Origin of the sequence: Blastopirellula marina, assembly GCF_002967765.1 — a bacterium.
Taxonomy (GTDB): domain Bacteria; phylum Planctomycetota; class Planctomycetia; order Pirellulales; family Pirellulaceae; genus Bremerella; species Bremerella marina_A.
On the sequence record NZ_PUHY01000013.1, the window covers coordinates 20848 to 38729 of the forward strand.

11 protein-coding genes are annotated in these 17882 nt (G+C 53.0%); 5 read left to right on the forward strand and 6 right to left on the reverse strand.

Translation table 11 applies throughout. The features are described 5' to 3' along the window. The first annotated feature begins 235 nt into the window (after positions 1–235). Positions 236–1513, forward strand: coding sequence for a beta-ketoacyl-[acyl-carrier-protein] synthase family protein (locus C5Y83_RS22135; RefSeq protein ID WP_105331982.1), 1278 nt, complete (start codon positions 236–238; stop codon positions 1511–1513). A 94-nt stretch (positions 1514–1607) separates the two neighbouring features. Here C5Y83_RS22135 and mdoH read toward each other — a convergent pair whose 3' ends face one another. Then, a complete protein-coding gene (mdoH, locus tag C5Y83_RS22140) occupies positions 1608–4241 on the reverse strand; it encodes a glucans biosynthesis glucosyltransferase MdoH (protein ID WP_105331983.1) in 2634 nt (877 codons plus the stop codon). After that, entirely contained in the window at positions 4229–5788 is a 1560-nt protein-coding gene (locus C5Y83_RS22145) for a glucan biosynthesis protein (RefSeq protein WP_158262462.1), read from the reverse strand. Before C5Y83_RS22145 ends, mdoH begins: the two co-directional genes overlap by 13 nt. A 786-nt stretch (positions 5789–6574) precedes the next feature. Here C5Y83_RS22145 and egtD point away from each other — a divergent pair. Both egtD and egtB read left to right on the forward strand, forming a co-directional pair. Next, a complete protein-coding gene (egtD, locus tag C5Y83_RS22150; protein WP_105332096.1) occupies positions 6575–7513 on the forward strand; it encodes an L-histidine N(alpha)-methyltransferase in 939 nt (312 codons plus the stop codon). 35 nt (positions 7514–7548) lie between these two features. Continuing rightward, entirely contained in the window at positions 7549–8820 is a 1272-nt protein-coding gene (gene egtB, locus C5Y83_RS22155) for an ergothioneine biosynthesis protein EgtB (RefSeq protein ID WP_105331985.1), read from the forward strand. A gap of 10 nt (positions 8821–8830) precedes the next feature. Here the strand turns inward: egtB and C5Y83_RS22160 are convergent, their stop codons facing one another. The 3 genes from C5Y83_RS22160 to C5Y83_RS22170 all read right to left on the reverse strand — a co-directional run bounded on the left by C5Y83_RS22160 (position 8831) and on the right by C5Y83_RS22170 (position 12132). Further along, positions 8831–9343, reverse strand: coding sequence for an adenine phosphoribosyltransferase (locus C5Y83_RS22160; protein WP_199195114.1), 513 nt, complete (start codon positions 9341–9343; stop codon positions 8831–8833). Between the two features lie 262 nt (positions 9344–9605). Then, entirely contained in the window at positions 9606–10790 is a 1185-nt protein-coding gene (locus C5Y83_RS22165) for a lipid-binding SYLF domain-containing protein (protein WP_105331987.1), read from the reverse strand. 178 nt (positions 10791–10968) lie between these two features. Continuing rightward, a complete protein-coding gene (locus tag C5Y83_RS22170) occupies positions 10969–12132 on the reverse strand; it encodes an amidohydrolase family protein (protein ID WP_233207331.1) in 1164 nt (387 codons plus the stop codon). Between the two features lie 219 nt (positions 12133–12351). On the opposite strand from C5Y83_RS22170, the gene C5Y83_RS22175 reads away from it, so the two are divergent. Both C5Y83_RS22175 and C5Y83_RS22180 read left to right on the forward strand, forming a co-directional pair. After that, entirely contained in the window at positions 12352–14553 is a 2202-nt protein-coding gene (locus tag C5Y83_RS22175; RefSeq protein ID WP_105331989.1) for a protein kinase domain-containing protein, read from the forward strand. A gap of 9 nt (positions 14554–14562) precedes the next feature. After that, on the forward strand, positions 14563–16305 hold the full coding sequence (locus C5Y83_RS22180; protein ID WP_105331990.1) for an adenylate/guanylate cyclase domain-containing protein: 1743 nt from the start codon (positions 14563–14565) through the stop codon (positions 16303–16305). Here the strand turns inward: C5Y83_RS22180 and C5Y83_RS22185 are convergent. Then, positions 16283–17716 (reverse strand): bifunctional folylpolyglutamate synthase/dihydrofolate synthase, encoded by a 1434-nt coding sequence (locus C5Y83_RS22185; RefSeq protein WP_105331991.1) that lies wholly within the window; start codon positions 17714–17716, stop codon positions 16283–16285. The genes C5Y83_RS22180 and C5Y83_RS22185 overlap by 23 nt on opposite strands. Positions 17717–17882 lie beyond the last annotated feature (166 nt).

Consider the following 17882-nt stretch of genomic DNA (forward strand, 5'->3'; position numbering starts at 1 on the left):
CCCACGTCCAAGAGTTTACCCGACCGCGCGCTTTTGGCAACCATTCTTGAGTGAAAATTGGTAATTCTTTCCAGATATGCGGAATTCCCCGAGATTTACGCCCAAGCCTTTCAGAAACTGAACTGGAACCATTTCCGGGTATTGGGTAACTTTCCCACACGATGGCCTCGAAAGCCCGAGCGATAGGGAGATCGCACGGCGGGGCAAAAGGCATTTAGCGGTTGGAATACGCAACGTGACCATAGAAGACGCGAAAGACCCGGTCGTGATCACCGGAATCGGCTTGATCACGTCCGTTGGACAGGATCGGGAATCGACCTGGGCGTCGATTCAGCGCGGAACTTGCGGCATTCGCCGAATGACGGGCATCTCGCCGATTGAAGACAACCTTGTATTAGGCGCCCCGGTCGAAGTGCCGGATGGGTACGAGCCCCGCCTCAAGCTTCTTACGCTCAACGAGATTGCAGCGGCGGAAGCTTTGCAGGACTCCCAGGTAGACATGGGAAGTGTCGATCGAACTCGTTTCGGCTGTGCGGTTAGCGCCGGCATGGGAGATGCGCGTTCGATCTTCGATGTTGTCGATATCCCTGGTGGAAGCTGGCCCGTACCAGGCGGCTTGCCACACGAACAGTTCTTCCCCTGCACTCCTTCTTATCATGTTGCTCATAAGTTCCAGTTAGAGGGACCACGTCTCTCCCATTCCACGGCCTGTGCCAGTGGACTGGTCGAACTTGGCTGTGCAGTCCGTGCGATCCGGGATGGTCAGTGCGACATTGCCCTCGCTGGCAGTGCCGAAGCGATCGACCCCCTTTTCGTCGCCGGTTTCCGCAAGATGCGCGTCCTGTCAGATGATGCCGACCCTGTTCGAGCATGCCGCCCTTTCGACAAAACCCGCAATGGTTTCGTCATTGGGGAAGGCGCCGCAATGTTTGTGGTTGAACGCTTAAGTCACGCCCTAGCTCGAGGTGCGAAGATCTACGCTGAGGTGCTAGGATGCCGCATGCTGGCCGAAGCGCACCATGTAACGGGCATTGATATGACTAGTGACGCCTTGGAGCGTCTTCTACGAATCACCCTCAAGTCGAGCGACCTCGGTCCACGCGACATTGATTACGTCAACTGCCACGGTACCGGTACCCAGCAGAATGATGTGAATGAAGCTCGCGGCATCCGAGCGGCCTTCGGACCGTTCGCCAGCCGCCTTTGTGCAAGCAGTGTTAAATCAATGATCGGACACTTACTGAATGCGTCGGGAAGTGTCGAACTGGCAATGACCGCTCTCGCACTCCGCGATGGCTTTGTCCCACCGACCTCAAATCTTCGCAGCATCGACCCAGAAGTCGACATCGACTGCGTTCCTTTAGTAGGACGACAGCTCCGCATTCAGCACGCGTTGAAACTTTCTGTTGCCTTTGGCGGTCACTTGGTGGCAGTTGCCTTGCGACGCTGGAACGACTCCCAAAGCGGCTTCGCCTATCCGGAACTCCCGGAAGACATTCGCCGCGCGGCTTAGGGCTACCAGATATTTCCCCGAGCAGGTCAAATCAAGAAACAAAAAATGCCCACGCATGCGTGGGCATTTTCTATTTAACAATCCGATATAGACACTATCGGTAGGCTAACGGCGATTTGGGCGTTCGCTGGGCACGCAATTGGATGTGCAACTGCTCCATCGCGTAGCGGTTGTTTTGGATCTGGAATCGGATATTCGGCGGTAGTGCTTGAACACCGTCCCGTTTGACCACCGCTTGGATCTCCATCATCTGATCACGGAAAATTGGAATCTCTCGATCGGTTGTCCGCAAAATGCCCAGGTGAAGTACCAAGTAGGCAGGATCCTGCAGCACCAACTCGAACAAGTCGCCCTTCGGTCCGGACTGCTTCGAGCGGAATGCTAGAGCAAGAGCCTGACGTTGCACCTTCAGTACTTTCGGAGCCTCGACTTCCTCATTGATCAATAGCAGCCCCTCTTCCTTTAGTTTCTTACCAACTTCCAAGCTTCCCAGAAGCATGGAGAGCGGTACCGAGAAGATCAGGCCGACCAATACCGGCGATAGCCAGAACAGGAAGCTCGGAGCGGCAAAGAACAATACGGTTGCGGCGGTTACGCCAATCAGTGTGTGAGCCCAGTGCATCATCAACGCGTCGGTGAGAGAGACACCAGTGTCATCGCGTTGCTGAGCATTCCATTTCACCTTTTTACCTCGTAATGTTGCCAGCACGAACTGACTGTGCAAAAGCATCATGATCGGAGCAATCAGGATCGCTACGCCTGTTTCTAGCAACACCCCCAGCCAAGCTCGTTTGCGAATCGCTGGCGAGTCTTGCGGCTGAGGTCGAAGCATCAAAGCGAGAAGTCCATATGCCTTGGGTATCAAAAGCATCCCCATCGTGGCAGCGAACAAACCGCCAGCCAGCCAAGGATTAATCCCGGCGGCCGACGCGTCACCCCCCAAATATGCCGCCACCAACGACAACGTTAGAAACACCAACCACAGTGGCGACGAGAGATAGCTCATCACACCCATGCTCAAATGCAATCGACTTGCCGGGTGGAAGCCGTCCGCCAGCAACAAGCCCATGTGCTGCATGTTGCCTTGGCACCAACGTTGATCACGTTGAGCATAGTCCAACATGGTGGTGGGGCATTCTTCGTAACTGCCTTGTAAATCGTGAGCGAGACAGATTTTCCACCCCGCTCGGCGCATCAACGCGGCTTCCACAAAGTCGTGGCTTAAAATCTCACCACCTAATGGGCCGCTACCTGGCAGTACTGGCAAGTCGCAATGTTCCATGAATGGCTTGATGCGAATGATCGCATTATGTCCCCAGTAGTTGCCATCGCATTCAGACCAGAGAGCGAATCCCTCGAGGAATACGCGTCCGTAAACTTGAGCTGCAAACTGTTGGGTACGAGCAAAAAACGACTGACGATTGACCGGCGTTGGTGGAACCTGAAGGATACCGATCTTCGGATCATTCTCCATTCGGCGAACCATTTCAACGAGAGTCTCGCCGGACATGACACTGTCTGCATCGAGAACCGTCATGTAGGGATAGTGGTCACCCCATCGTTGGCAGAAGTCTGCAATGTTCCCGGCTTTGCGACTCGTGTTTTTCGCACGATGGCGATAGTAAACGCGGCACTGCTCGGGAAGATCAATCACTAGCTTCGCCCAAGCCCGTTCCTCTTCCAGCCACACATCGGGATTGGTCGTATCAGACAGAACGAACAAGTCGAACTTTTCCGCGGCACCAAGTGACTTCAGCGACAGCGCAACCGCTTTCAGGTTGGACATCACGCTTGAAGTGTCTTCGTTATAGATTGGCATTAAGATGGCACTACGTGGCAGGCCAGTCAGATAATTGGGATCGTCAGGCTCAACTGCTTCCTTCTGTTTCTTCGACATCAGGATCGAAGCCAGCCCCATCGTGGCTGTCCAAAAACTGAAGGCGATCCAGAAGAACAAGAGCACAAACAGACCGACTAATGGATACTGAAAAACGCCGGTCGCCGAGACCGTTTCCCAGTACGCAGCAGAAGCTGTAGCAGTGGTAAGCAGCGTCAAGAACGCCAAAAGTCCGCGGGTAACGTTAAAGCAATTAACGACCGAGCAATTCTCCGAAGCCGGGGACTCGGGCGATTCGGTTGCTCGCTTATTTGCAGGACGCATCAGGCCTATTGTTTCGGCAATTTGCTTTCCCCAACGAGGCAACAACGGAAGTTTTTGCTTCGTCATTTCCTTCGGCACTGACTGAGGAACGACCTGCTTTCGTTTTGTATGAGCCGAGGCCACAAAATGTTCCGGCAGCGAATCATCGCCCCATACCTGTGGATGTTGGTTTAACAATTCAGGAAGATGAGCGCCGATCACGCCTGGGGGAGTCGGTGAACTACCATCACCGTACTCCACTTCAATCGCCTGAACCCACTTGGCTAACTTCTTAACGGTTTGGCGGATCGCCATTTTTCGCAACCGTTTTCCGTTGGCCTTGGGATCATCCGCAATTGCTTCGAGCGAATGGTTAACTATTCGCTTGCTCTCGGAAGCTATGAAATCAGGATCGGTCAAACCGAGGTCCCGTAAGTAGTCAGCAACGACTGCTTTCGCTGCCCGAATATCCGTATCCGAGATCGTTGAATGCGAAGGAAGAGTCGGTAATACCGAGCCCATCGGGTTGGCGCCGAAAGTGTGCCCGTAAAGAGCACTGACGTCAGTGGTTGAACTTAAATGGGACATAGATATCTCCACGATTCAGAGAGTAGCTCGTCCTCGACCTTGAGGATGACCTCCATCTCCATGGCATAGGGTCCGTCCGGGATCAACTTGCACGAGACTTCCACCGTATTAAGCGCGGTCCGCCGGACGACGACCTCTTGCGCGCTGCCTCGCTGTACCTCAATTTGAGATAGCAACTGGCGTTCCGTTGGAAGCGTGGATAGGTTGTCGCCCTGAAAAACGACGGTGAGAGAGAGGGAGGATTTGTCCGAGCGTTCAACCCGGAAGTCAGTCACCTTTGCAAGCGAATGTTGCTTTGGTGCCTGGTGGAGGAATGCAATTTCATATTCCAGCTCAATCGGTTTATCGATTGCAACTGGCTGCTTGGCAACCCAGTAGGCGCCAATGTTATCAATCCCTTCATGATCGGACGGAAGTTCTAAAAGCTGTACGGTTCCGTCCCGCCATGGTTCGCTCGGCGTAATCCAAACACTCGGACGCAAGCTATATTTCGCCTCGTCGTCGTTGTAGCGAGCGGGGCTCCGCTCGGATTGCATTAGGCCGAAACCATGCAACTCTTTGGCATCGTAATTACTGAGCGATGGGAAGTCGAGACGGTTCAGCGAACGACGTATCCAACTATTTTCACCCGTTTGAATCAGCAAACTATCTGCGTCGTGTACCCTCGGACGTGGGTCGTTCTCAGGCCCCTCTTTTCCGAGTCCCCACATCCACATACTGGTCAGCGGAGCAAGTCCTACCTTCTCTGGCACTTTGCGGAAATGAAGTTTCGCATTGACGTCGATCGTCATCGTTTCATCCGGGTGAATCACAAACGCATACGCACCCGTCACGCTGGGACTTTCCATCAACGCCCAGACACGAAATTCCTTTGAATCAGCCTTCGGTTGCTCGACCCAGAATTCTCGAAATACTGGAAATTCTTCCGGCTTAGCCAAGCCAATGTCGACGGCTAAACCGCGAGAACTGGTTCCGTAAAATTGCCCCGGCGAAATTGCTCGAAAATAACTTGCCCCGAGAAATGAAGCGATCTCCAACGGATGTTTTGAGTTTGGAAACTTACCAATGACTTTGAGTCCGGCGTAACCCAGATCTTTGGGTGGCTTCAAGCCATCCAGTTCACCGCGATACTGAAACCGTGAAGGATCAAAGTCCAACCGCTGTGCCGCCTCAACGGAAGTGCTATCTGGCGGAAGAAGGTAAACCTGGACTTCATCCCGGTAAATGTATCCGCGATGAAATAGCTCCATCCAGAACGGCAGACCTTCCGGTTTCCAGATCGATTTCTCGTGTTCGAAGGCGATCAATCGATAGGTGTCATAGTTCAAGTCTTTCAATTGCTCGGGAAGTTCATGGGAAGCTTCGTAGGGCTTCGATGCGACATCAGCAGCTTTCGCCTGCATGGCTTGGAAAATCGGATCATCGTTCTCAGCGGCGATCACGGACGATTGGATGTCCACTGGCAGACCTTCGCTAGCGCAAACGGCGAACAGAGCGAGCACACATAACGTCCATCGGCGACGCTTTGCTTTCGAAATGGAACGCATCAAGGCGTCCAAATTGGTTGGAAGAGAGGACATCGAAAAGAACTCTTGAAGTGGTTTGGTTGCTACTGCGATTGCGCGCAATTCTACGCTCAGTTCGCATGCAGCGTGCCAAAATTTGATTTCCTTTTCGCTAACAGGGGCCATGCGGATGGCGCACCTCGGGAATGCGAATATGTGATCCCATAACATCCCATCAAGGGACGGTGACCGCGACAGGGTTACTAGCTGCAGGCTGACCAAACATTAGTCACCCACCCTATGTGGTTTCTAGACGATCTCTTTGACACGCAGATGACCGATGTTTTGTGCAGTATTTGCACAATCTAACGACCGCATCTACAAAGCCACATATGTAAATGGATCACACATCAGACCGATGGCATTTGCCAAGCCAATGCTTCTTGGGACGCGCTGAAAATCCGTTCAAACGATATTGGCAGCCAAGCAACCAAGTTGCACGCCTTGTGAATTCTTGCACTAATGCCCCCCCCTGCTCTCGAGCATCTCGAGTGATGTCACGTGCGATCTACGATCATGGCAGTAACGTATCGATAACTGCCAAGACTTAATCGATTTAATTGGTGTGATATCACACGGAATACGGGCCTGAGTCGTCTAGAATCGAAAGTTGGCGAGGGCTCCCCTCGTCATGATGACCTCGCTCGCCTTTATTGGCCCAAGAGTTGCGAATATGAGGAACAGTCGTTAATCGATTCCTTCATCGCACAAATGGACATGCCAATGATTCGCCCACAATCCTCTCCCATCAAACCCCAGCAGCATCGCATGTCGCATCAGACTGAAGATCGATTTTTGGATGACACGCTCTCGGGCCTACAGCGTGATCCCAAGCGTTTGCCGTGTAAGTACTTCTACGATCAACGCGGGTCGCAGCTGTTCGATTCGATCTGTCAAACCGACGACTACTACCTCACGCGAACAGAAACCCGCGTCATGCAACAGTACGCGAAAGAGATGGGGGAATGCCTCGGTGAGCAAGTTATGCTCGTCGAATTCGGGAGCGGCAGCAGTATTAAGACGCGCGACCTCTTAGATCATCTTCACGATCCAGCCGCCTACGTGCCCGTCGATATTTCCTACGAACACTTAATGAAGTCGGCCGGGGAAATTGCGAACGAATATCCACAAATTGAAATCTTGCCTGTTTGCGCCGATTTCACGGGGCCATTCCCGCTACCAGAATCATCCCAGAAACCGAATCACAATGCCGTTTATTTTCCTGGGTCAACCATCGGCAACTTTCAAGTGGGCGCTGCAAAACGTTTACTCGAGTCGATCGGACGCATGTGCGGTAAACAAGGTGGGTTATTGATTGGCGTCGACTTGCAGAAAGATCGGGATGTCCTCGAGAAAGCGTACAACGATGAAGAAGGAGTGACTGCCGAATTCAACTTGAATCTCCTCCATCGCATGCAGCGAGAACTGGACGCTTCGATTGATATCAGCGCTTTCGAGCATCATGCGTTTTATAACGAACAACTTGGACGGATCGAGATCTACTTAAGGAGTCGTGTCGATCAATCGATTGGTCTCGACGGACACGAGGTTGATCTCGTTGCAGGCGAATTGATTCACACCGAATACTCGCACAAATACACCATCGATGGATTCGCCACCATGGCGGCGGAAGTAGGCTGGACACTGCGAAAAGTTTGGACCGACCCGGATGCTTATTTCGCCGTCATGCACTTCGTTATCTTGTAATTGATCGCGTAATCCTCAAGCACGAGAGATCGAGTATGACTTCCGTACCTGCCGCCGACACGTCCCCCGCGGCGAGTTTGCTACCAAAGTATGAAGCCGTGCGGCAATTCACACAGAAGCTGTGCGAGCCGCTGGAAACGGAAGACTATGTAATTCAGTCGATGCCAGATGCCAGCCCCATTCGCTGGCACTTGGCACACACAACGTGGTTCTTCGAGACATTCGTGCTCAAACCGTTTGCCAAGCACTTCCAACCCTCGAATCCAGCTTTCGAGTATTTGTTCAATTCCTATTACAACGGAATTGGTGAGCAATTTCCCCGCGCCAAACGTGGCCTGTTAACTCGCCCTACGGTTGCTAAAGTCTTCGAGTATCGCCGAGCGGTCGACCGCAAGATTGAAACGTTGCTTGTCGAAGCTTCCAACGATCAAGCAGACGAGATTTCCACGTTGGTTGAATTGGGCCTGCATCATGAACAGCAGCATCAAGAATTGATGCTGACCGACCTCAAACACATGCTCGCTCAAAATCCGCTGTTTCCGGCCTATCATTCGGGTAAGGAAGTCTTTGCCAATGATTCAGCCAACGACTTAGCTTGGCATACGACCGACGGGGGCATCTACCAGATCGGCCATTCGAACGACCAGTTCGCTTACGATAACGAAACACCACGGCACGACGTGCTCTTGCATGATTTCCAACTCGCCGATCGCTTAACTACCAACGGCGAGTACCTCGAATTCATCGAAGCGGGCGGCTACCAACGCCCTGAGTTTTGGCTATCACTTGGGTGGAATACGATTCAAAACGATCAATGGGACAGCCCGTTGTATTGGTTGAAACGAGACGGCACTTGGTTTGAGTTCACGCTTGCTGGGCTACAGCCACTTGAACCGACGGCTCCGGTTACGCACGTCAGCTACTTTGAAGCAGACGCCTACGCACGTTGGAGAGGTAACCGCTTACCGCTTGAGACAGAATGGGAAGTCGCCAGTGAGTCGCTTCCGCTAGGCGGCAACTTTGTCGAATCTGGCTACCTTCACCCGACCCCAGCCCAAAGCGGCGAGGGACTGAAGCAGATGTTTGGCGATGCTTGGGAGTGGACGGCAAGTCCCTACACAGCCTACCCTGGCTATAAACCAGTCGAGGGTGCGATTGGCGAGTACAACGGCAAGTTCATGTGCAACCAACAGGTCCTGCGGGGCGGATCGTGTGCAACGTCCGCCAGTCATATCCGACGCACCTACCGCAACTTCTTTCCGGCGGATGCCCGTTGGCAATTCACCGGCATCCGCTTAGCTCGATAAACAGCAAGCGTTAGTAATCGATCAAGCTGAACGACTCGAATGGGGCGATACGCTGTTCCCCTTCGAGTGCCTTCAGGTGGATCAAGAAGCAGCAACCAACCACGTTGGCTCCAATCTTCTCGACCAGGTTGCAACAGGCCTTCATCGTGCCGCCGGTGGCCAGGAGGTCGTCTACCATCAATACGTTTTGACCTGGTTGAACGCCATCGATGTGGATCTCGAGGGTGTCGCTCCCATATTCCAGTTCATAGTGGAACGAGTGGGTATCGAATGGCAATTTGCCTGGCTTGCGAACCGGAACAAAGCCGCAATTTAATCGCAATGCGAGCGGAGCAGCGAAGATGAAACCGCGAGCTTCCGCAGCAACGATCGCGTCGATCTGTTTCCCTTCGTAGTGGGCGGCCATTTGATCGATGGCTTCATTGAACACGTGCGGATTGGCCAAAAGGGGCGTGATATCGCGAAATAGAATACCTGGCTTTGGGAAGTCTGGGACATCGCGGATGTACGCCTTGAGATCAATTTCCGACATGCTACTTTTCTCCGGCCGACTAAAAAACATCTGAAACGTGGATAGCTCCAGGTGCTGAATATACGGGGATTCGCGAGCCACGGAAAGAATGGGGCCTCAAACGCCCTCGCTTGGCTTACTCTCAAGCAACGACTGTTGCGGACTCGCTCACTGAGGAATAGCCACGAAGAGGTAAAAAACTCAAATAAAAAGAGAGCATCATCGGATGCTCTCTTCAGCGGTTTACCAATTGGATATTACGTGAAACACCACGTTAACGTGGGACGACCAGTTGAGGTGCGACACCCTGTGGAGAAATCACCTGAGGGCCCGCTGGCTGCGGCGTGACTGATTGCGGTGCGATGCTTCCCGGAGGGGGCGGCAAACGAATCTCGCCATTTTCTGCGGCCATCGCGGCTAGAGCATCGGTGTAGGTGATCAGCAAGCCATGCACATGCTGGAAGTCGGGACGCTGCGTTAGCGGGGCATAATTGGCGTTACCGGCAACCTGGTCGTAACGAGCAATGCACGTCTTCAAAGTTTGCGGATTCGGATGAGGTCCTTGCTCAAACACTTCCTTGGGAAGAGCCAAGTACCCTTTCCACTGATTGTCGAGCACGCTTCCTAGACGGTTTGAGGCTGCGGCTAACTCCATTCGCAGCTGATCGATACCGATCGCGTTCTGCGCTGGTGTCATGGCAGGATTCATTTCAACGGCCTCTTGGGGGACTTCATAGGTCGTTGTCTCCGGCTGAATCACGGCGTTGTCGGCATACTTGGCAATCGTTTGCAGCAACTGCACAGCTGAAGCCGGCAACACGGGCGTGTTCGTTGCTGGTTGGCCGGTTGGGGTGAGCCCAGTGCTCGCGTAGTAGTTGCGATTCGCCAAGGTATCGATCTGCAACGAACTTCCATCGACGGCCGCGCCAACAAACAAGCCACGACTGCGGCTGTACGAGTAGATCTCGCTTTGCAGCGATAGATCCGTTCCGGCCGATGCCTGACGACCAACCGGTCCAGCGGCTGCGGAGGCATCGACGCCGATGGTGAACTTGCCGGTGAGAAGGCCTTGGATACTCTTCTTCGTTTGAAAGACAAGGACGACATCGGTTGCTTGGATGCCAGCCTGCCAACCGACACTTCCGCCGGTCATGGTAACGAATTGCGGAGGCTGCCAGCCGCGATTTTCATTTCGCACGAGTACGACACCGCGTCCGTGTCGTACGCCAACCACAAAGCCACCCTTAATCATGTTCGGAATGATTACGACCCCTTCGGCTTTTTCAAGCAACGAGTGGGGAATCCCCTTCGCGGGAATCGCCATGATTTCGTTAAGCACTTCAGTGGACTGCGTAACCACCATGTCTTCCCGGCTGGTCTGAGCAAACGCGGAATGGCCGCTGAGCAGAGCAAGGACGACCGCCGCCAGGATAACGGATGACGTATGTGATTTTTTCATGGTTCTCCTCCGTGATCAGCCGCCGCCGCTAGCACTGCTGGCAGAGATGCGACAGCCAAGGTTTGCCCAATGTATCCCAATGGGGGAGAACCACAAACCTCGATTTCTCCTCCACGAGGCGATCTGCGTGATGTCTTCCTATTCTACGGCTACAACCTAAATTCGTTCAGACGGAAGATCACTCCGCTTTCTGTTTGGCCACGTAATTCTTCAGCTTCTCCTCGACGCCAGGAATGATCTTCGCGGCATTGCCATGGTAGATCTTCTGCAACACGTCGTCTGGCAACTTGATGCCATAGATGTACCAAAGCCCTTGCGGCGGCGGGACTTTTTCAGAGTAAGGAAAGTACTCGTCGAATGTTTCCAGAAACCGCCAGTAGTAGTGCAGACGCTGCTCAGGCCAAGGACCATCGGTGCCAAACAGGATTCGATCTTGATACTTCAGAAAGAACTCGCGGGCCGTGTACGGTTGGCGTCCGAGTTCCGAAATCCTTGAAGCAGGCTCGATATATAGGTTGGGGTACTTCTCTAGCCACTCAGATACTTGGGCTAGGTCCTCCGAGTTGTTGGCAAAGTGCGCCCCAATAAAAGTTGTTTCCGGGTGACGCTCAATCACGCGGTTGCGAGCGGCCAACAATTCTTCGCGAGATGGAAACTCTTCCCCGTAGAAACTCCAATCTGGATGCCGCGAAAGTTCTTCCCAACGTTCGTTCTTCTTGTCGATCGGCTGAAAGAAGGCAACCGGATCGGCCGTATGAATGATGACCGGCAGCCCCAACTCGCCGCATGCCTTCCAAATTGGATCCCACCGCGGGTCGTCGATTTTCAAAAACGATCCATCGGCATCTTTGTAGCCCAGTCCAAATTGCTTGAAGAGTTTCAGCCCGCTGGCTCCCTTCTTTTTCACCTCGGCCAACTCTAGCGCCATCCGTCGACCGAAATCTGGACGCTGACATGCCCACGTTTCTGGCTTATCAGGATCGCCGCTCCCTTGCCAATCGACGTTGGCATAAATCAGAAAGCGATCAGGATACTTCGTCCACAGGTATTTAGCATGCTCGTCGAACTCAGCCCCAAGACGTCCATCAAGACTTACGCAAATCGCGATATTATTGCGATCCATCACTCCTACGAAATCATCCAATTGCTCAGGCGAGTGCCGTAGGCGATAACGAAAGTGCGTATGATCATCGACAACCGGGAATTTGGCCCTCGTTAGTTTGGTTTGGTGAACCTTGAGCGTTGCCTTGGGTCGAAACTCTCCGATAGCTAATGGACGTCCGTTCTCGCCATCAAGTGGCTCGTCGGTCGTTTCCGCCTGAGCCAGTAAGGAGTACGGCATTCCCAAAAGCAAGAGTTGTGCGATGAAGAGAGCGAAAGGTAAAAGGGAAAAACGAGGCATGAATTATTCCTTAACTAGTCAACTTACGTCCCATGTGGTGGATAATCCAAGTGGGAAGTGTTGCTGACTTAAATTTCTCTAGCAGTCTATCGTGATTGGTCCGTCCGCCAATTCATCGTAAAATGTGACGATCGATCCCCCCTTCCTCCGAACGATGTCATGAGCCTGGAAGAAACTCAAAAACAATCGCCCGGGCAACTCAGTGCCGCCAAGCACCTTAGTCGCCCCAAGGGGACGCCTCCCTGCGAAATACCAAGTTACGACCTCGACTCTATGCTAGGTCGTGGGGCATATGGCGAAGTCTGGGTAGCCACCGCTCAAAATACGGGGCGGCGAGTCGCCATCAAAATCTACCATCACCGAGGGGCGTTGGACGAAAGCCTGGTTGCTGCGGAGGTCGAAAAACTCGTCTTCCTGTCTGCGGATCGTTATGTCGTTCAATTGCTCGAAGTTGGCTGGAATGCCGATCCTTCTTTTTATGTGATGGAATACCTTCCCAATGGATCGCTCGAGGATCGCCTCCGCCGCAGCGGTGCAATGCAGGTCGATGAAGCAATCGACATTTTTCAGGATGTCGTTATTGGACTGCTTCACGCCCATGGGAAGGGAATTTTTCACTGCGACTTAAAGCCTGCTAATATTCTACTCGACCAGGACGGAAAGGCCCGAATCGCCGATTTCGGCCAGTCACGACTTTCGCATGACCAACGTCCAGCATTAGGGACCATGTTTTTCATGGCCCCCGAACAAGCGGATGTTGAAGCCACTCCCGACGTTCACTGGGATGTTTACGCCCTCGGGGCGTTGCTTTATACGATGCTCGTCGGCGAGCCTCCGTTTCGCTCTTCTTCGAGTGTCGGAGAAATTGACTCTTCTAACGGGCTGCGTGATCGGCTGGAACGATATCGTGAAGTTATCATTAATTCCCCGCCTCCCGAAGCTCATAAGAAAATTCGAGGTGTTGATCGCGAACTGATTCAAATTGTCGATCGAGCCATTTCTGTCGATCCACGACATCGCTTTCACAACGTTCAAGAAGTCCTCGACGCGCTGAACGAACGTCAGCGGATGCGGTATCGACGCCCCCTAATCTTGTTAGGCGTCTTAGGACCGGCCATCTTGTTGACGATTGGCCTCTTTTTTGGTTGGACGAATTACCAGTTTGCCATGGATGCCTCGAAACAAGCGATGGTTGCCAAAGCGTACGAAAGTAACCAGTTTGCTGCCGAACTGGCCGCTACCAATGTTTCGCACGCGATCAATGCGCGATTTGAAGATGTCGAACGCTTAGCGCGGGACAAAGAGTTTATCGATCTCTTCCTTAAGACGATTCACGATCCAGAGCTCGAACCTCTCCTCGACAAGCTGCACGCCGAACGCGCCACCGGTAAGAACCAGACGCCCGAACGGATCGCGTTTCAGAACCATCCGGCCAGGAAAGCCATCCAACAGCGGATCCTCGACCAATTCAAACTTCCGTCCCAGGCCAACACGTCAAGTTGGTTTGTCATCGATTCAGACGGTTTTCAGATCGCCTCGTCTTACGATGCGAATTTGGCCATGACCCCGATCGGCGGCTACTTTGGCTATCGCACCTACTATCAGGGAGGCAGTGAAGATCTTTCACCAACTGCACCGACGCCTCCTCCGATTAAGACGACTCATCTCTCCGCCGTGTTTCGCAGTACCGCTTCCGGCACCTGGAAAGTAGCCATGTCGACACCGATGCGTCATGACGGAAAGCTTATCGGTGTGGTCGCGATGTCGGTGGACGTTGGAAAGTTTACTGGACTGGAACCCGCCGAACACCAGTTTGCCGTCTTAGTGGATGGACGCAATGCTCCAACACATGGTGTGATCTTGCAGCATCCGTTGTTTGACAAATTGCTTGAAAATCGTGAGATGGTCCCACTCCGTTTTTCGGAGGACCCCCAGTTTCGGGTACCCCTTTCGCAATTTGATGCCGGCACTCCCGTCGTGGGAAAAGATCCGCTAGGTCGTGACGAACTTGGCAAAGAGTACGATCGTGATTGGATTTTTGCCGCCCAAGGGGTCTCGATGCCAACACGACCAGACTCCACCGCGCCCGATCAAGAATCAACCGGTTTGGTCGTTGTCGTTCAGGAAGAACATTCGTTCGCGATCAAACCGATTTACGAACTCGGATTACAACTCACGCAACAAGGGATTCTTGCCGCCGCGTTGATTATTCTCGTAGTACTCATCCTGTGGTTCTTCGTGGTACGAGCTCTTCGTCGAGTTCCGGTCGGAGCGACTGGGAATGGCGATAGCAGCAGTATCATTCCTCCTCACGAACAGACCACGATCGCTTTTCCTACGCGTCGCGCCACCCCTAAATAAGTACGCCCTATGGCTGAACTGTTTGCCCGCGATACTCTCAGCTCGCAGCGATGGCGTCGGCGTCTGGTGCCGAACCAACCGTTTATCATCGGCCGGACCACGTTATCGTTTCCAGTGCTATGGGACAAGCAGATCTCGTCGAAGCATGCTCAGCTGACGTGGAATGGAAGTCAGCTTGAAGTAAGTCAATTCTCGGAAGCAATCAACCCAGTCTTCTTCGAATCCAAGCCGCAAACTTCATTTCTGGTTAATCCTGGTCAACACTTCGTCATCGGACACACCGAGTTCTTAGTCGAGAACACCGAGCCGACACTTCCACAGCCTCATCGCAGTCCCAAAACAGAAGTCACAATTCATCCGAGCGAGATTCGCAAAGCCTCGTTTCGCAAGACACCAGGGCGAATCGAATTGCTGACCGAGATGGTTTCGAAGATGACGTCGTGTAACGATCACGAACAACTTGTGACGATCACTTTACAGCAGCTTCTTGCAGGTATTGCCCATAGCAACGACGTCGTCCTGCTCGAACAGCGAACCAGAAAGAACAACGTTAGCTACGTCCCCATTGCTTGGGACAGTCGCGATGGTTATTCGACACCGGGCGGGTCTAGCCAAAGCTTGATTGAGCATGCCACCCAGTCCGAGATGTGCGTGCTGCATGTTTGGCCGAATGATCCCTTACCCCATGGAGACGATTTCACGCGGGTTGCCGGGCATGATTGGGCAATGTGCATTCCACTGAAGTTTCAGTTGAACTCGGCCGGTGCCCTATACCTGTCGGGACAACGGGCAGAGCTCGAGGGCAACCTAACCGAAGTTGAAATCCTGCAAGACGACATCAAGTTTGCCGAGCTGGTAGGTTCGACATTCGCTAATCTATCGAGAAATCTGGCATTGGAACGACGCCAGTCCCAATTGAATCAGTTCTTCACACCTGGCTTACTTGAAGGTGTCTCGACTGACCTGGAAAGTTATCTTTCTCCTAGGGAAGCCGATCTTATTGTATTGTTCTGCGACTTGCGGGGGTTCTCCGCAGCAACCGAAGAGCACTTTGATCAGCTAATTCCGTACCTGCAGCAAACCAGCGAAACCCTTTCCATCATCACTTCGGCGATCTTGGCTCAACAGGGCGTTATTGGCGATTTCCACGGTGACGCCGTAATGGGCTTCTGGGGATGGCCACACGACACCTTACAGAGACCGCTTGGCGCAATTCATACTGCCCAGAAAATTGTCCGAGCCCTCGCAGGGGACGACTTCCTTTGCAGCGATTCCCCTCCCTATGCCGGGATCGGAATTGCCGCCGGACGTGCCGTTGCCGGGATGATCGGTAGCCGCGATCAAGTCAAAGTCACGGCGTTCGGTCCGCCGGTAAATCTGGCCTCCCGAATCGAGGGACTCACTAAGCCGCTAGGCGTGCCACTACTTCTCGACGAGAACGCCACCAAGCGACTTCAGCAAGATCCGACGATGCCGCCTGACAGCTTCGTTCGCCTGGGCAACTATCGACTTGCGGGATTGCGCAAAGCGACGCAGATCTATACGATTAAATCAAGCGAAATTACGTGGCTTTCAAACTACGATAATGCATTGGTCCACTTCGAATCGGGACGCTGGACCGAGGCGAAGCAGCAACTTGAAAATGTCCCGTCTCAATTCGGCCCGCGGACCGCACTGCTCGCCGTGATGGCCCAGTACAAAGGCGAATGTCCAGACGTTTGGGACGGTGTTATCGAGCGGCGGACGAAATAGATCGATCTTTATCTGCTATCATCTCAGTCCAAAAACGCTTGAACTCTGCCGCGATGAAGAACGACCCCGTGACCACTAACACGTCCTCCGGTCCGCAAGCGGCGATCGCTTCGTGAAACGCGACCTTCGACTCCTCGATCGCGTGTAATTGAATCGGGCGTGCTGTTTCGATTTGCTCAGCTAACTTCAGCAGATAAACGGGATCAGTACAGCGTGGACTGAAACTGTACTTGGTCAGCCAAGCTTGCTCGAATGCTCCGAGCAGATGGCCTAGAACCGCCGCGTGATCTTTGTCGCCACTCGACGCAAACACCAAATGACGTCGACGTTCAGGGAAGTGTTCCTCAAGTACCTTCACCAACGCCTCCGCGGATGCATCGTTGTGAGCGGCATCGACGATGATCATCGGACGTTCACTGATACACTCGATGCGCGCCGGTAACGTGGTTTCAGCAAGCCCAGCCTGCACAGCTTCTTCCGAAATCGAATAATCCATCCCTCGAAGTAGTTCAATCGAAGCGATGGCCAGCCCGGCATTGGTCGCCTGATGAGTCCCCTTGATACCAATCGTGTATTGACGTGCCGTGTTCTCTTCCCATTCGAAGGCAAATGTCTGCTGAAAGCGATGCCCTTCGGAAGTCCGGCTACTAGATCGCTCGCTGGGCAAGCTATGAAAGTCACGACCAAGCTGCCAGAGAGGAGCCAGGTTCTGCTGCGCGACCTCTGCAATGACTTGCTGCGCTTCGACCGCGGTGACACCACTTACAACTGGAATTTCAGGCTTGATGATTCCCGCCTTTTCGCCAGCAATCTGCGCTAAGGTATCACCCAGCAGCGCCATGTGATCGCGACTAATGCTGGTAATCAAACAGAGCAGCGGATGACAAACGTTCGTCGAATCGAGACGTCCGCCCAGGCCAACCTCAAAAACAGCGAAGTCGACATTTTGTTCCGCAAATAAGAGAAATCCCATCGCGGTCGTGAGTTCGAAGAATGTCAGTCGATCGTCATCACCGGCGACTTCGTCCATCTGGCGAACAACCGGGATCAACCTATCGACTAATTCGACGATTTCACTATCCGAACAACTTTCCCCGTTAAGCCAGAATCGCTCCTCAAGCCGCTCTAAATGCGGTGAGGTGAATTTACCGACTTGGTAGCCGGCTTTCCATAAAATGTTAGCCAGAAATGCGGATGTCGACCCCTTACCTTTGGTCCCAGTGACATGGACGACTTTCAGCTTCCGCTCAGGATTTCCTAAGGCATCCATGAGGGTCTGCATTCGGTCTAGCTTGAAGCTACGCGAACGGTAGGGAATGTCAGTAGTTCGCTCGTAATTGATTCGCTGGAAGAGGTAGTCCAACGCTTCTTGATAACGAGTCGACTCAGTAAGACTTTGTCCGGCTTCCAACGATGTGGCTTTCCCAAGGATTCAAGCAGGTAGCGAAGCAGAATGAACAGCCACTATCTTAACGAAAAAGCTTAGAGGCAAAATGTGCAGATACCACAGCTCTCAACTGTTCCCCCAGCGGTCGCCAGAATCTGGGATGAGGCAAGAATAAAAAAAGGCCGGTTTG

What these genes read in the sequence shown, in the direction of transcription:
- mdoH (WP_105331983.1), bottom strand. Translation starts at nt 4,241, where the DNA reads ATGTCCCATTTAAGTTCAACCACTGACGTCAGTGCTCTTTACGGGCAC.
- C5Y83_RS22145 (WP_158262462.1), bottom strand. Translation starts at nt 5,788, where the DNA reads ATGCGTTCCATTTCGAAAGCAAAGCGTCGCCGATGGACGTTATGTGTG.
- egtD (WP_105332096.1), top strand. Translation starts at nt 6,575, where the DNA reads ATGTCGCATCAGACTGAAGATCGATTTTTGGATGACACGCTCTCGGGC.
- egtB (WP_105331985.1), top strand. Translation starts at nt 7,549, where the DNA reads ATGACTTCCGTACCTGCCGCCGACACGTCCCCCGCGGCGAGTTTGCTA.
- C5Y83_RS22165 (WP_105331987.1), bottom strand. Translation starts at nt 10,790, where the DNA reads ATGAAAAAATCACATACGTCATCCGTTATCCTGGCGGCGGTCGTCCTT.
- C5Y83_RS22170 (WP_233207331.1), bottom strand. Translation starts at nt 12,132, where the DNA reads ATGCCGTACTCCTTACTGGCTCAGGCGGAAACGACCGACGAGCCACTT.
- C5Y83_RS22175 (WP_105331989.1), top strand. Translation starts at nt 12,352, where the DNA reads ATGAGCCTGGAAGAAACTCAAAAACAATCGCCCGGGCAACTCAGTGCC.
- C5Y83_RS22180 (WP_105331990.1), top strand. Translation starts at nt 14,563, where the DNA reads ATGGCTGAACTGTTTGCCCGCGATACTCTCAGCTCGCAGCGATGGCGT.